Origin of the sequence: Desulforamulus ruminis DSM 2154, from assembly GCF_000215085.1 — a bacterium.
GTDB classification, from domain to species: Bacteria; Bacillota; Desulfotomaculia; order Desulfotomaculales; family Desulfotomaculaceae; genus Desulfotomaculum; species Desulfotomaculum ruminis.
In genome coordinates, this window is the sequence record NC_015589.1 from 2,300,638 (window position 1) to 2,315,294 (window position 14,657).

15 protein-coding genes are annotated in these 14,657 nt (G+C 50.1%); all 15 read right to left on the reverse strand.

Annotated elements, in window-relative coordinates; genetic code table 11:
• Position 1 precedes the first annotated feature (1 nt).
• Complete coding sequence (locus DESRU_RS11500; protein WP_013842279.1) at positions 2 to 820, reverse strand: 2-oxoacid:ferredoxin oxidoreductase subunit beta; 819 nt, start codon at positions 818 to 820, stop codon at positions 2 to 4.
• Positions 808 to 1,956, reverse strand: coding sequence for a 2-oxoacid:acceptor oxidoreductase subunit alpha (locus DESRU_RS11505; RefSeq protein WP_013842280.1), 1,149 nt, complete (start codon positions 1,954 to 1,956; stop codon positions 808 to 810). Before DESRU_RS11505 ends, DESRU_RS11500 begins: the two co-directional genes overlap by 13 nt.
• Positions 1,953 to 2,180, reverse strand: coding sequence for a 4Fe-4S dicluster domain-containing protein (locus DESRU_RS11510; RefSeq protein WP_013842281.1), 228 nt, complete (start codon positions 2,178 to 2,180; stop codon positions 1,953 to 1,955). Before DESRU_RS11510 ends, DESRU_RS11505 begins: the two co-directional genes overlap by 4 nt.
• Positions 2,181 to 2,480: 300 nt before the next feature.
• Complete coding sequence (locus DESRU_RS11515; RefSeq protein WP_013842282.1) at positions 2,481 to 3,629, reverse strand: NAD(P)/FAD-dependent oxidoreductase; 1,149 nt, start codon at positions 3,627 to 3,629, stop codon at positions 2,481 to 2,483.
• Entirely contained in the window at positions 3,622 to 3,909 is a 288-nt protein-coding gene (locus DESRU_RS11520) for a (2Fe-2S)-binding protein (RefSeq protein ID WP_013842283.1), read from the reverse strand. Before DESRU_RS11520 ends, DESRU_RS11515 begins: the two co-directional genes overlap by 8 nt.
• Positions 3,910 to 4,404: a 4Fe-4S binding protein gene (locus DESRU_RS11525; protein WP_013842284.1), complete on the reverse strand. Its 495-nt coding sequence runs from the start codon at positions 4,402 to 4,404 to the stop codon at positions 3,910 to 3,912. It lies immediately after the preceding gene.
• A 19-nt stretch (positions 4,405 to 4,423) separates the two neighbouring features.
• The gene (locus tag DESRU_RS11530; protein WP_013842285.1) at positions 4,424 to 5,500 is read right to left on the reverse strand and encodes an NAD(P)/FAD-dependent oxidoreductase; all 1,077 of its coding nucleotides are present in this window, start codon (positions 5,498 to 5,500) and stop codon (positions 4,424 to 4,426) included.
• Positions 5,497 to 5,802 carry a (2Fe-2S)-binding protein gene (locus tag DESRU_RS11535; protein WP_013842286.1) on the reverse strand — a complete coding sequence of 102 codons (306 nt, stop codon included), beginning with the start codon at positions 5,800 to 5,802 and terminating at the stop codon, positions 5,497 to 5,499. Before DESRU_RS11535 ends, DESRU_RS11530 begins: the two co-directional genes overlap by 4 nt.
• 252 nt (positions 5,803 to 6,054) lie before the next feature.
• On the reverse strand, positions 6,055 to 7,782 hold the full coding sequence (locus tag DESRU_RS11540) for a sigma-54-dependent Fis family transcriptional regulator (RefSeq protein ID WP_041275393.1): 1,728 nt from the start codon (positions 7,780 to 7,782) through the stop codon (positions 6,055 to 6,057).
• 255 nt (positions 7,783 to 8,037) lie between these two features.
• Positions 8,038 to 8,745: an ABC transporter ATP-binding protein gene (locus DESRU_RS11545; RefSeq protein WP_013842288.1), complete on the reverse strand. Its 708-nt coding sequence runs from the start codon at positions 8,743 to 8,745 to the stop codon at positions 8,038 to 8,040.
• Between the two features lie 3 nt (positions 8,746 to 8,748).
• Complete coding sequence (locus DESRU_RS11550) at positions 8,749 to 9,519, reverse strand: ABC transporter ATP-binding protein (protein WP_013842289.1); 771 nt, start codon at positions 9,517 to 9,519, stop codon at positions 8,749 to 8,751.
• A 4-nt stretch (positions 9,520 to 9,523) separates the two neighbouring features.
• A complete protein-coding gene (locus tag DESRU_RS11555; RefSeq protein ID WP_049786798.1) occupies positions 9,524 to 10,432 on the reverse strand; it encodes a branched-chain amino acid ABC transporter permease in 909 nt (302 codons plus the stop codon).
• A gap of 10 nt (positions 10,433 to 10,442) precedes the next feature.
• A complete protein-coding gene (locus tag DESRU_RS11560; protein ID WP_013842291.1) occupies positions 10,443 to 11,315 on the reverse strand; it encodes a branched-chain amino acid ABC transporter permease in 873 nt (290 codons plus the stop codon).
• A 96-nt stretch (positions 11,316 to 11,411) separates the two neighbouring features.
• Positions 11,412 to 12,608: an ABC transporter substrate-binding protein gene (locus DESRU_RS11565; RefSeq protein WP_013842292.1), complete on the reverse strand. Its 1,197-nt coding sequence runs from the start codon at positions 12,606 to 12,608 to the stop codon at positions 11,412 to 11,414.
• 90 nt (positions 12,609 to 12,698) lie between these two features.
• A complete protein-coding gene (locus DESRU_RS11570; RefSeq protein ID WP_013842293.1) occupies positions 12,699 to 14,447 on the reverse strand; it encodes a sigma-54-dependent Fis family transcriptional regulator in 1,749 nt (582 codons plus the stop codon).
• Between the last annotated feature and the right edge of the window lie 210 nt (positions 14,448 to 14,657).

The following is a 14,657-nucleotide window of genomic DNA, read 5'->3' on the forward strand; positions in this document are numbered from 1 at the left end:
ACTAACTACCTCCCTGGAATTTCTCCATCAGCTTCTGGTATTCCGCTGTATACTCAGGCGCTTCGCCCCGGTGAAGAATCCCCACCGCAAATTTATCCGCCTGTTCCCCGGGCGTTAAATTTGCGTAACGCATGGCAGGGATCCCGTGATCTTTCTGCCACTTCAGCATATCTGCCGACGAACCCATTTTGTTATGCCGCCCGAAGGCGGTGGGACAGTGGGTTACCACTTCAATCAGGGAAAAACCGTTATTTTTATATCCTTCAATGATCAGATCCGTCAGCAGTTTGGTGTGATAGGTGGTGGCCCTCCCTACGAAGGTTGCACCGGCGGCAATGGCCAGGTTCGCCAGATTAAAAGGGCGTTCCAGGTTGCCGTAGGGAGAAGTGGTGGCCCGGCAGGTATTGGGTGTCATGGGTGAATATTGGCCGCCGGTCATGCCGTAAATGTTGTTATTAAATACTATGGTGGTAAGGTTAATATTGCGACGGGCTGCATGGATAAAATGATTGCCGCCGATGGCGGTGCAGTCACCGTCACCGGTCAACACAAAAACATTTAATTCCGGTTTGGCAAACTTAACCCCGGTGGCAAAAGCCAGAGCCCGGCCGTGGGTGGTATGGAGGGTATCAAAATCCAGGTAACCGGCGGCCCTGGCCGCGCAGCCAATACCCGACACCATGGTGGTACGGTCCTGATCCAGACACAATTGATCAATGGCCTTTACCAGGCAGTGTAAAATGATGCCGTTCCCGCAGCCCGGACACCACATATGAGGAAGTTTCTCCAAACGAAAATATTGTTCAATCACCGGGAGCATGTTCCATACACCTCCCTGATTTTATTTAAAATGGTTTCCGGCTTGGTTAATTCCCCGTCCGCCTGCAGACAGCCGGTCACCAGGCATCTTCCCCGACTGATCCGTTCCACTTCCAGCAGCAGTTGTCCGTAGTTCATTTCAGCCACCAGCAGTTTTTTTCCGGCTGCGGCCAATTGATCCACCGCCTTTTCCGGAAAGGGCCAAATGGTTTGGGGTCTAAAAACGCCCACCTTTAAGCCTTCCTCCCGGGCCAGTTTTACAGCCCGAGCCACCGAGCGCGCTGTGCCGCCGTAGGCGATGACCACCAGCTCTGCATCCTCGGTCCGGTCACTGTGATAGGTCACAATTTCATCCAGATGAGCGTAGATCTTTTGATGCAGACGCTTGAGCTGGGTATCAATGATCTGGGATTTTTCGGTAGCAAAGCCGCTTTCATCATGAAATAATCCTGTAACGTGATAGCGGTAGCCTTCACCAAAGAAGGCCATGGGAGGCGCTTCATGGATCTCGGCCCGGAAAGGATAGTAACCATCCCTTTTACAGTCAGGCTTTAGGCGATTAAAAATGGGCAGATCGCCGGGTTCCGGCAGCGTGACCTTCTCTCTCATGTGCCCAATCACTTCATCCATCAAAAGAATCACCGGAACTCTGAATCTTTCAGCCAGGTTAAAGGCCCTGACCGTTAAATCAAAGGTCTCCCGCACCGATGAAGGCACCAGGGCAATCACCGGATGGTCTCCGTGGGTCCCCCAACGGGCCTGCATAACATCCCCCTGGGCCGGAGCGGTGGCAACCCCCGTACTGGGCCCAAGCCTTTGTACGTTTACAATCACACAAGGTATTTCAGCCATGGAGGCATAACCGATGTTTTCTTGTTTTAAGGAAAATCCCGGGCCGCTGGTGGCGGTCATGCTTTTGGCTCCGGTGAGAGAGGCTCCCACCACCGCCGCCATACTGGCAATTTCGTCTTCCATCTGGATAAATTTCCCGTTTACCTGAGGTAATCTTCTGGCCAAAATCTCGGCAATTTCGGTGGAAGGCGTAATGGGGTATCCCGCATAAAACCGCATTCCCGCATAAATGGCCCCTTCGGCACAGGCTTCATTCCCCTGCATCAGGCGTGGTTCCTGGTTCATTGTTCAGCCACCTCCAGGGTTATGGCATAGTCGGGGCAGAAATTCTCACAGAGACCACACCCCACGCATTTATCCGGTTGAGCCACTTCCAACCGGTTGCCCTCCCCGAAGGCTAACACCCCTTTGTTGCAAAAAGCAATGCAGATACCGCATTTTTTGCACCAAGCCTGATTAATGACCACACCCGTTGGCTTTAGCCTTGGAATTTGTGAACGGTCCTTCACAGAGTCACTCCCCATCCCTGGCACCCGTTTCCTATTCCAACTATTTTGATAATTAAGAAAAGAGTACCGCTGAAATGAAATCTCGTCAACCAGCCAATTTCTTAGTTTTTCCGCTCTTACCCATTTATTTCCCTATACATTCTCATTTAGGATTTATATGCTGCCCAATGCTGTCAAAAAAAGAGAACCAATGGAACGCAGATTTTACGGATTTCCACGGATTTTTTAAAAAGCAATTTTCAAATTATTTTTAATCCACGTAAATCCGTATGATCCGTTAAATCCGCGTTCTATTCTTTTTTACACTACCGAGGGCTCCACATAGAGTTCCCCGCGTTCAAAACGGCTGAAGTCAAACATACTGATGGGCAGGCTGGTTTCCTCTCCCAGGATATATTCCGCCATAAGGCGGCCGGTCATGGGAGCAATCATAAAACCGTGGCCCGAAAAACCTGCCGCTAGATGAAAGCCTTCAATACCCGGCACACTGCCTAGAATTTGCTGGCGGTCGGGGGTCAGGTCATAAAGCCCGGCCCACTGGCGCACCACCCGCAGGTTGGCCAAAGGAGGCAGTAGGAAGGTAACCTTGGCCGCCATCTCATGCAGGAACTGCCAACTGCTGTTTTGATTGTATTCTTTGGGTTCATTGGGATCTCCCAGCCCCATCACAAAGCTCCCATGGGGCACCTGCTGACAATAAAGTCCATGATAAAAGCTCATCACCATGGGCTCCTGCATCATTTCCACCGGTTCGGTCACCAGGATCTGGTGGCGCTCCGGCGTTAAAGGAAGATCAATGCCGATGGTAGCCGCCAGGTCTTTGGAGTAAGAACCGGCGCAAAGAATCACCACCGGACTTTCAATGACTCCTTTATCGGTTTCAACTCCGGTAATTTTACCGTCCCGGCTCAATAACCGGGTCACTTCGGTGTAGGTCATGATTTCCACACCCAGCCTGCTGGCCGCTTTGGCGTAAGCGTCGGTGGTTTTAAAGGGATTGCAGTGCCCGTCTTTCTGGCAAAAGGTAGCCCCCAGCAGCCCCTGGGTATTTAAATGGGGTACAATTTCCTTGGATTCTTCCGGTGTAACCCACCGGGAAGGAATGCCCAATTGATGCTGAACACCCAGGTTTTTATGAAATTGCTCCACCATTTTCTCGGTGTAGGCCAGCAGCAGGTAACCGCCTTGCTTCAATTCAATACTGCCTTGGTAATCCAGTTCTTCTTCCAGATGCTCATAAATTTCAATACTTTTTTTAGCCAGCAGGCAGTTGGTTTCGGTGCCGAACTGCATACGCAGACCGGCGCCGCAGCGACCGGTGGCTCCGCTGGTCAGGTATTTCTTTTCAATTAATACAATTTTCCGGGCACCCTTGCGGGCCAGATTATAAGCAATGGAACAACCAATGACGCCACCGCCGATAACCACATAATCCGCCGTTTTATTCATGCTCAACACCTCCTGCCAAGACACCCAGCTTCACCGGTGTGGTGGGTGGGCGGAAGGTGGTAAGGGGTATATCCTTTACCGGATGACCGGTGGCCCTGGACAATTCGTTAACAATCAAAGGGGTGCAGGTTCTTCCCTGACAGGGGCCCATCCCCACCCGCAGCAATCGCTTTAACTGCTCCAAATCCGTGATACCCTGCTCAATGTAGCTGCGGATTTCCTCTGCGGTAATATCCTCACAGCGGCACAGGATGGTCAGGTCTTTTTTTTCATCGGCCATTTACCGCACCTCCTTTATTTTGAAGTGCCGTACTTCCATCATCTGTTCCTTCGGTACCGCCAGCCATACAATAGCGGTTTTATCCTGTATTTTGCTGTTTTGTACCCGGATCACCCGGACCTCGCCCACTTCCTGCCCGGCCCGGTTCACGGCAATGACCCGTTCATCCACTTGGGGCAGCGGAAGGAATTCATAAGGGATTTTTACCAGCGCCTCGTTATCCGAGAAGGTGGCATCCACCACAAAAATAGCTAATCCCGGGCAGCGGCTCATGCAGGTGCCGCACCCATTGCATTGATCGAAATGAATCCGGGGCCGTTCGTTAATATCTGCAAATTCCTGGATCGCTCCCTGCTTGCAGCTATGGTAGCAGGGATCACAGGGAATATTTTGAAAACACTCGGCAATGGCCACCGGACCCTTGGCCAACCGTTCCTGGCTGGGAAAGACTTCGGCCAGATTTTCCGGTGTTGGAATGCCGTTCACTGCCAGCATCTGTATCACTCCTTTTAGCCTAAAGCATAGCCTGGGCTAAGCCTTGGCGAATTTTCTCCCCCACCGGACCGGAACGCAGGCCCGCCAACTGGTCAAGGACATTTTGTCTCTCCAGTTCCAGACCATCACTGCTGTATCCTAAACTGGCCGCAGCATTTAACCCGGCCAGGGCTCCTTCCATCATGGCTGCGGAAGCCTCTTCAATGCCGGACACATCCCCGGCTACATAAATACCGGACTTGGAAGTTTCCAGATATTCATTTCTCAAGGGAACATTCCCGCCCAGTTCGGGAACAAAGGCCATTTTACAACCGGCCTGCCAGAGCAGTTCCGTCAGCGGCGACAGCCCCACGGACAGGCAGATTACGTCCGCCTCCATTTCCTTCTCTGTACCGGGAATGGGCTGCCAGCGATCATCCAACTGCACCAGAGTGGCTCCGGTTACTTCTCTTTCCCCGTGGGCCCGCTGAATGGTATGCCGGGTATAAATGGGCACCCCGGCCCGAACTACTTTGGCTGCATGGACCCAGTAGGCTCCGATGCGGGGACCGGCCTCAATAATGGCGGCCACCTCTACGCCCGCCTGCAGCAATTGGTAGCTGACAATAACCCCGATGTTTCCGGCGCCCACCATAAGCACTCTTTGGCCGGGTTTTACGCCGAAAACGTTGACCAGGGTCTGCACCGCTCCGGCACCGTATACCCCCGGCAGGTCATTGTTGGGGAACAATAAGGACTTTTCCGCCCCTCCGGTGGCAATAATCAAGCGTTCCCCTTGAAGGGTGATAATTTTGTTATGCTGCTCCAGCGCCAGCACTCCGTCTTCATAAAAGCCCAGGGCAGTGGCTTCGGTCAGCACTCTAATCTGCGGGTTGGCCATTACTTCATCGGCCAGTTCCCTGGCTATATCAATTCCTCTTTCAGAGGCTCGCTGTTGTTTGGAGCCGAAAAAACGGTGGGTTTGCTTGATTAATTGACCGCCTAAATAATCATTGCGGTCAATTAAAACCACCTTGGCCCCCAGTTTTGCAGCATTCAGGGCTGCGGCCAAACCCGCAGGTCCTCCTCCGACAATGGCAATCTCGGTATATTTCATTTCAACTCACCCTTCCCCTTCTGGGCTTCAACAACCATTCCTTCCTGCAGGCGCTCCACGCAAACTCTTACATTGGGTTCGCCATTCACCACCATCAGACAGGAAGAACAGTTGCCAATATTACAAAAAAGTCCCCGGGGACGGTGTAAATGCCCGCTTTCGCGCAGGGTCCGGACACCGGCGGCATGAAGGGCGGCGGCGATGGTTTCTCCTTCGTATCCTTCAAGTTTCTTACCGTCGAAGATAAAAGTTACCTTGCGTCCGGTTTTAAATTCCAAGATTGGATGTTGTTCAATACGCATGACTCGATACCCCCTCTGGTTTCTATAACGCAATTCTTGTGCCAAACATTTGGTCTCTGGCCCGGAGAACGGATAAAATTATTGATGGCTTCTGCGAACCCGCCAGCCCTTGATTTTAATAGGCCCATAAATATTTAAAAAGGGGTTTCCCACGACAAAAACCGACAGTAGCAAGGGATTTAAAAGAAAAAACACGACACATTGTACAAACCTCTGTACAACGTGTCGTGTTTTTAAACACTTCTCTATTTTTTACATAATGCCTAACTGATGCATTTTGTAATAAAGAGTGCTCCTGGGAATTCCCAGCATGCGCGCAGCCTCCGAACGGTTACCGTTCACCTGCTTCAGGGTTCTGATGATTAATTCCCTTTCGGTTTGTTCCGTAACCGATGCCAGCCCCACCGCAGCGGTTGCCTGATCTTGCTGGGAACTGATACGCAGCCCCTCCGGTATGGAACTCTCCAGAACTACATCCTTTTCCGTCAGGATGACCATCCGTTCAATGACGTTTTTAAGCTGGCGAATATTCCCCGGCCAGGAATAGGCTAAAAAGGTTGCCATCACGCCCGGTTCCAGCCGGGTAATGTTTTTATTGTACAATTGACCAAATTCCTGCAGAAACAGGTAAACCAGTTCGGGAATGTCTTCCCGCCGTTCCCGCAAGGGAGGTACTTCTAAGGCAACCACATTCAGTCTGTAATATAAATCTTCCCGGAAGGTCCCCTCTTCCATCATTTTTTCCAGATCCCGGTTGGTTGCGGCAATAATCCGCACATCCACCTTCACCGGGATTGACCCGCCCACTCTGAAAAAGATGCCGTCTTGCAGAACCCGCAGCATCTTTACCTGCATATCCAGGGGCAGCTCTCCCACCTCATCCAGAAAAAGGGTGCCTCCGTCGGCCATTTCAAAAACTCCGGCCTTTCCCTTCTTGTCCGCTCCGGTGAAAGCCCCACTTTCGTAACCAAACATTTCACTTTCAAAAAGACTGGGAGGAATGGCCGCACAATTAATGACGATAAAACTTTCCTTGGCCCGGCCACTGGCTTCATGAATGGCTTTGGCCACCAGTTCCTTCCCGGTGCCGCTTTCACCCCGCAGAAGCACCACAGCCTGGGTGTCGGCCACTTTGCGAGCCACATGGATCAGCTCCACCAGGCGTTTATGATGCCCTTTGATCATGGAAAAAGGGTTGCGGCCGGTAGCGATTTGTACAATTTCTTTTTCCAACCGCTGCACCTGGCAACTGGCTTGATTTAATTTTTGATTCAACTGCACAACTTCCGTTATGTCCCTTTCAGCAGAGACGGAGCCAATAATTTGCGGTCCCAGCCGCACAGGGGTGGCATTAATTAAAACATGGGTCCCTTCCACCGCTTCGTGGTGCTGGGAACGAATTTCTTCCCATTTCTTATTAACCCTGGTCACAATCAGGTTGGAGAAAAAATCTTTAATGGGTTTGCCCAGGATCTCTTTGGCCTTAATGCCGTATAAGGCTTCAGCCCGGCTGTTCCAGGTGAGGACTTTGTCGGATGCATCCACAATACAGATGGCTTCTTCCACGGTTTCCACCACCGCATTAATACGGGCCTCGGTTTCACAGACCCGGAGGGCTAGATCATGAAATACCTGATCGTAAGATAAGACCCCTAAAACTTCACCCTCTCCATTTCGGCAGACCAGGGCGTGATAACGCAATTCAGGCAAAAAAGCCAGTATCTCCCGGTCCAGATCCTCTTCATCCAGGACGGAAAAATCTCTTTTCATCACTTTATTGACCAGCTCATCGGACGCAAGATTACGATTTATAACATCCTTCCAAAGTAAAACCCCCACCAAGCGATCTTTCTCATAAACCAATACCACAGGGCGGTTGGGGATTCCCTTTTCCCGAACTTCCCCAATGGTCCACTCCGGGGTCACCGGCATAAGATCCTGGTACAACATTTCCTTTACGTTTAAAAATCCCTTGTGCATACCCTCACCCCAGTCTACCAACACGGTGTTAACTTCATGAACAACAGTATTAGTGCCTTGTAAAAAACAACGTGCCAAAAGAGCAACCAATATCACAACGAACAACCGCGGATAAAAATAAAGCATGGATTTAACGGATTATACGGATTTACACGGATGGGAAAATAAAGAGCAAAAAATCCGTGGAAATCCGTAAAATCCGTGTTCTATTGGTTTTTATTGAATGACAATCGCTTTTCTCTAAGGCGGATTGGTTTATTCTCCAAGATAGGCCTTTTGAACCTGCGGGTCGTTGGCCAATTCCTGAGCCGGCCCCGCCAAAACCACTTCGCCGGTTTCCAGCACATACGCCCGGTTGGCAATGGAAAGGGCCATATGGGCATTTTGCTCCACCAGCAAAATGGTTGTCCCGGTCTGATTGATTTCCTTAATAATCGTAAATATTTCTTGAACCAGCATGGGAGCCAGACCCATGGAGGGCTCATCCATCAGCAACAGGTTGGGTTGCGACATCAGCGCTCTGCCCATGGCCAGCATCTGCTGTTCTCCGCCGGATAATGTTCCGGATAATTGATGCTTGCGTTCTTCCAACCGGGGAAACCGCTGAAATATGTTGCGGATATCGGCTTTCACGTTGTCCTTGTCTTTGCGGATATACGCCCCCATCTCCAGGTTTTCCAGAACAGTCATCCTGGTAAAGACCTTGCGTCCCTCGGGAATCTGGGAAATGCCCATACTGACAATTTGGTGCGGGGGCATTTTAATCAGAGATTTCCCTTTATAGGTAATATCCCCAGATTGGGGGCGAATCAGTCCTGAAGCGGTCCGCAGCGTAGTGGTTTTCCCGGCGCCATTGGCACCAATCAAGGCCACAATTTCACCTTCGCCAACCTGGACGGAAACCCCTTTTAAGGCTCGAATGGCTCCGTAGGAAACATGCAGGTCTTTAATTTCAAGCAACACGGGTCAGCACACTTCCTTTCCCAGATAAGCTGCAATTACGGCCGGGTCTTTTTGGATCTCCGCTGGAGAACCGGCGGCAATTTTTTTACCATAATCCAGCACCGCAATGCGATCGGACAAATTCATCACAAATTTCATGTCGTGCTCAACCAGGAAAATCGTTAAGCCCATCTCCTGAATTTTACGGATCATGCTCATTAAAGTCTGTTTTTCCTGGGGATTCATACCGGCGGCGGGTTCATCCAATAAGATCAGCTTTGGATCGGTGGCCAGGGCTCTGGCAATTTCCAGACGCCGCTGTTCGCCGTAAGGCAGATTCATAGCCAATTCGTCTTTTTTATGTTCCAATTCCATTAATTGAAGGGCCTTTAAAGAGGCCTCCAAAATGGCCTTTTCTTCGGCTTTCGCTTTACCCCCCCGTATCAGCGCCCCCATAAATCCGGTACAGGTTCTACAGTGCTGTCCAATTTTTACATTATCCAGCACGGTCATTTCTCCAAATAGGCGGATGTTTTGAAAGGTTCTGGCAATACCCATCTTGGTAATGCTATGAGGTTTTAAAGCACTGATTTTATTGCCCATAAAGAGGATGTTCCCGGAGGTCGGCGGATAAATACCTGTAATTAAATTAAAAATGGTGCTTTTCCCTGCTCCGTTGGGACCAATCAGGGCCCGGATGGTTCCCGGCTCAATTCGCATATTGACGCTGTCCACCGCAGTGAGGCCGCCGAAACGGATGGTAACATTGTCTAATTCCAAGATTGCTTCAGGCATTTGCTCACCTCCACTCGTTCGCCTTGCTAGGTACGTCGGGATCCTTATCCTGTCCCTTTTTTCTGGACAACAGGCGGCTTATCTTTACGCCCCCCAGCAAACCCCTGGGCCGTACAATCATCATGACCACCATCAGTAAACCGTAAACCATCATCCGATAATCGGCGATAGTCCGTAAGAACTCCGGCGCCAGGGTCAGTACCGTGGTGCCTAACAGCACCCCGGGAATGCTTCCCAGCCCGCCTAAAACGATAAAGGTTAAAAATTCAAAGGAGCGGCTAAAACTAAAGTCCGAAGGATTCAAATATTGCAACAGGTGTGCGTAAAGCCCGCCACTCACTCCGGCTAAAAAGGTGCCAATGGCAAAGGCCGCGATTTTACTTGCAGTAATATTAACGCCCATGGCCTCCGCTGCAATCTCATCCTCCCGGATCGCAATCAGCGAGCGGCCAAAGCGGGAATTTTCTAATCGAACCATGGCCCAGATGGAAATTGCCACCACCACAATCACCACGGTAAGGGTGGTGGAACGGGGAATACCGGCCAGCCCCAGGGCCCCTCCGGTAATACTCATATTAAGAAAAACAACCCGTACAATCTCGCCAAATCCCAGTGTGGCAATCCCTAAATAATCACCCGTTAGTCTTAATGTCGGATAACCCAGCAGAACGCCCCAGAGGGAGGCCATCAGACCACCGGCCAGCAGGGCCAGTACAAAGGGTGCGTTCAGCCTTAGACTGAAAATAGCGGCGGTATAAGCTCCAATACTTAAAAAAGCGGCGTGGCCAAAGGACAATTGTCCGGTAACACCGGTAATAATGTGCAATCCCAGGGCAGCCACCAGGTAAATACCCAACATGGTTAATACCTGGATATAGTAATCGTTTAAAAACATGCTGAAAATACTATCCATGGTGATCAACCTACACTTTCCTCTGGATTGGACGCCCCAGCAATCCGGTGGGTCTGAAAAGCAATACAATAATTAAGAGGGTAAAGGCAATGGCATCCTTATACAGGTCAAACCCTCCGGCAATTCCCAGGGTTTCAGCCACACCCAGGAAGAGTCCGCCCAGCATGGCGCCCGGAATACTCCCAATGCCTCCTAAAACAGCAGCACAAAAAGCCTTTAAACCGGCGGAGACGCCCATAAAGGGAGAGACCGAGTTAAAATAAATACCCACCAGCACGCCGCCGGCACCCGCCAGGGCTGAGCCAATGGCAAAGGTAAAGGAGATGACCCGGTTTACGTTAATTCCCATTAAGGAAGCGGTATCGTAATCTTCCGAGGCTGCTCTCATGGCCTTGCCAATTTTAACATATTTAACAATGAAATGAAGTCCCAGCATTAACAAGCTGGCTACCACCAGAATAAGTACCTGTACCTTGGTCACTTCAATGGGCCCAAGCTTATAAAGAGCGTCTTCAATGACATGGGGAAATCCCACCGGTTGTGGTCCCTTTATCTTGGTCATTAAGGTCTGGATAAAAATTGAAACCCCAATGGCTGAAATCAGGGGCGCCAGGCGCGTAGACCGGCGTAAGGGCCGGTAGGCAATTCGTTCAATGGTCACACCTAAAACCATACAGGTAATCATAGCGGCACACAAGGATACAAGTAAACCCTGTTTTAATATGGCAACCATGAAAACCCCGACGAAGGCCCCAATCATGTAAATTTCTCCGTGGGCAAAGTTAATCAGTTGAATAATACCATAGACCATGGTATAACCCAGAGCTATCAGCGCATACGTAGCACCAAGCGTGATTCCGTTTAGCAACTGCTGCGATAGCATGAGTATCATCCTTCCTACGGGGATTATAGACATGGATTGCAGCCATTACGTTTATCGCAATGGCTGCGACCCATGGATACTAGTTTATAACATTCATTACTTAACTTCAACTGTATCCTTTACAGCAAATTTACCGTCCTTCACTTCCAGCAGGTAGACCGGACTCTTAATGGGCTCACGGTTTTCACGGAAAGTAATGGTCCCGGAAACACCGGACCAATCTTTGGTCTTGGCCAACTCGGCACGGAATTGTTCGGGAACGTCACTGCCGGCAGCCTTAATGGCATCGGCAATCAACATCACGGCGTCATAACCCTGGGCCGAGAACATGTCGGGAAGTTTGTTTTCATTGGCAGCCTTGTAAGCCTCAATGAAGGCCTTGGTTTTATCCACAGCTTTGTTTTCATCCGCAGCAAAACCACAATAAACCATGGCTCCTTCAACCGCTTCGCCGCCCATTTCCATCAATACATCCGACAGCAGGCCGTCGCCACCTACCATCAGGGCTGTCATACCCTGCTTGCGGGCTTCTTTCATAAACAGTCCGCCCTCGGTATAGTATCCGGTAAAGACAATCCCGTCGGGATTCTTATCCTTGATGGCGGTTACTTGAGCGCTGAAATTCTGGTCACCGTCTTGAATGCTTTGTTTGGCCACTACTTCAATACCGTTGGCAGCAATGGCTTCTTCAAAGAGTTTGGTCAAACCAACACTATAATCGTTATTCATGGAGGTGATAACCGCTACTTTTTTCCAGCCAAGGGTTTCTTTCAGATATTTGGTTACCGAAGGTGCGGCAACCGCATCCAGCAGGGTATCCCGGAAGATGTAGTCACCGATTTCAACCACACCGGTACCCACCGCCCCGGCGGAAAGCAATACCACTTTATTTTGCTGGGCAATGGGAGCGGCCAGCTTAGTGATGCCGGTAGTGGGGTCGCCCACGATAGCAACCACGTGTTCACGGGTAATCAGCTTTTGAGTAACAGTGGCTCCTTCGGAGGACTTGCTTCCGTGATCTTCTTCAACAATTTCAATCTTTTTACCGTTAATGCCGCCGGCTTTGTTAATATCTTCGGCAGCCATTTTCATCCCTTTTAAGGTTTCAACACCATAGGCAGCGTGGCCGCCGGTCTTAGCCCCAAGGAAACCAATTTTAATGGTGTCTCCACCAGCAGCAGCCTTGTCGCCATCTGCCGCCTTGTTTTCTTCTCCGCCACCGCCACAGCCGGTTACCAGCATGGCAGCCAGAGCCAATAGGGTTACTAATAACCAAAGCTTCCCTTTTTTCATATGTTTCTCTCTTCCTCCTATACAATTATATATTTAATTAGTATTCGACTAAAAAGTCCCTCTCACCTCCCTAAATTAAATAAATATTCATTATCCTTTGGCCGGAATTCCCAGTTGACGAAGTTTGTAGTATAAAGTGCTGCGAGGAATTCCCAGTACCCTGGCAGCTTCGGACCGATTTCCTTTCACCTGCTGCAGGGTTTTTAAAATTAATTGTTTCTCCGCCTCCACCGCCACATTCATGAGGTTTCCCTGGGCAGCGGGCGTAGTTACCAGAGAAATATAGGTATTTCTGCGGAGATTTTCAGGCAGGGACTGCTCCGTGATGGTCTCTCCTTCGGTTAAGACCACCAGTCTTTCCACGGCATTTTTTAGTTCCCTCACATTGCCCGGCCAGGAGTAGTCCAGAAAAGAGGTCATTACAGCAGGCTCAATCTTGGTAATGGATTTGCCGTATTTCTGGCAGAACTCCTGTACGAACAGGTGAACCAGTTCCGGAATGTCTTCCCGCCGCTCCCGCAAAGGGGCAATTTCCAGAGACACCACATTCAGCCGGTAATACAGGTCCTCCCGAAACTGGCGACGGCTGATCATGGCCTCCAGATCCCGGTGCGTGGCGGCCAGCACTCTTACATTGACCTGCACCGGCTCCGAACCGCCTACCCGGTAGAAACTTCCCTCCTGAAGAACCCGGAGCAGCTTGACCTGCATTTCCACCGGCATTTCTCCCACTTCATCCAGAAAAAGCGTTCCCTCGTTAGCCAGTTCAAACATTCCCGGTTTTCCTTTCCTGTCGGCACCGGTAAATGCCCCGCCTTCATAACCAAATAATTCGCTCTCAAATAAGTTGTTGGGAATGGCTCCGCAGTTGACTACAATGAAAGGATGCATGTAGCGGTTGCTGTTCTGATGGATGGCTCGGGCAAATAATTCTTTGCCGGTGCCGCTTTCTCCCCGCAGCAGAACGGTGGCATCGGTTGTACTAACCTTTTTGCCGAAACGGATCAGCTCTTGCATCACTGCACTGCGTCCGGTTAAATGGCGAAAGGCGCACTCTTGTCCGGACATCTTTTTAATTTCCTGTTCCAATAGTTTTACCTGGGAACTGGCCCGGGTCAATTCCTGGTTCAGTTGAACCACTTCGGTTATGTCTTTTTCCACAGAGATTCCGCCGATCACCGCAGACCCATGGGTGACCGGAGCGGCACTAATTAAAACGTGGGTTCCCTCGGTGGGTTGATGGTAGTGGCCTTTTAATTCCTTGTTTTCATGCATGCAGTTGGTAATGCGCAGATTGGAAAAAAAGTTTTCAATTCGTTTAGACAGGACCTCTTCGGCCTTATATCCATAAAGCTCTTCCGCCTTGGAATTCCAGATAACCACCTTGTGGCGGTCATCAATGCCACAGATACATTCATTGACCTGGGCCAGAATGCTATCCAGGTAAGAGCGAATGCGGGTAAATTCATGATGCAGCACACCGGCGGAGGTCAAGGGATCAATGACACCCTGGGGCACCCCGTGCTCGTCGGCTACCACAGGTACGGCATCGGGCGTCTTCATCCACTGCTCTAAAAGTTCAGCTACCGGCATCCTGGCATGAATAAACAAAGCCGGTCTCCAGGCCTTGGTTTTAAGAGGCTGATTTCCCTCTTCACCGGCTAAATCAGAAGACAAAATAACCTGGTATACATCGTCTACGCGTAATAAGATTCCGCCCAGCAGCCCCGATTGCAGCAGTCTTTGTCCTTCCTGAACAGAAACCGACTCGTCAACTTCTTGAACAGGCAGGCTGCGCAAATCACAGGCATTCGGGTAGAACCGGTGAAACCCGCCCATACCTGATCACTTCCCAGTTAATATTTATTCATTCTTCGGTTTATTTCAACATTTAACCCCAAAATTCCTTTATTTTTGAATGTTTTAAAAAGTAAAAGCCTTAAAATGTTTAATTTTTTGACAGACCACGTCTGATGGGGTAGTTAAAAAAATGCCTCCCAAAAACCTATATGTTTGTATCGGGAGGACAATGAACCATTTAATTTTACC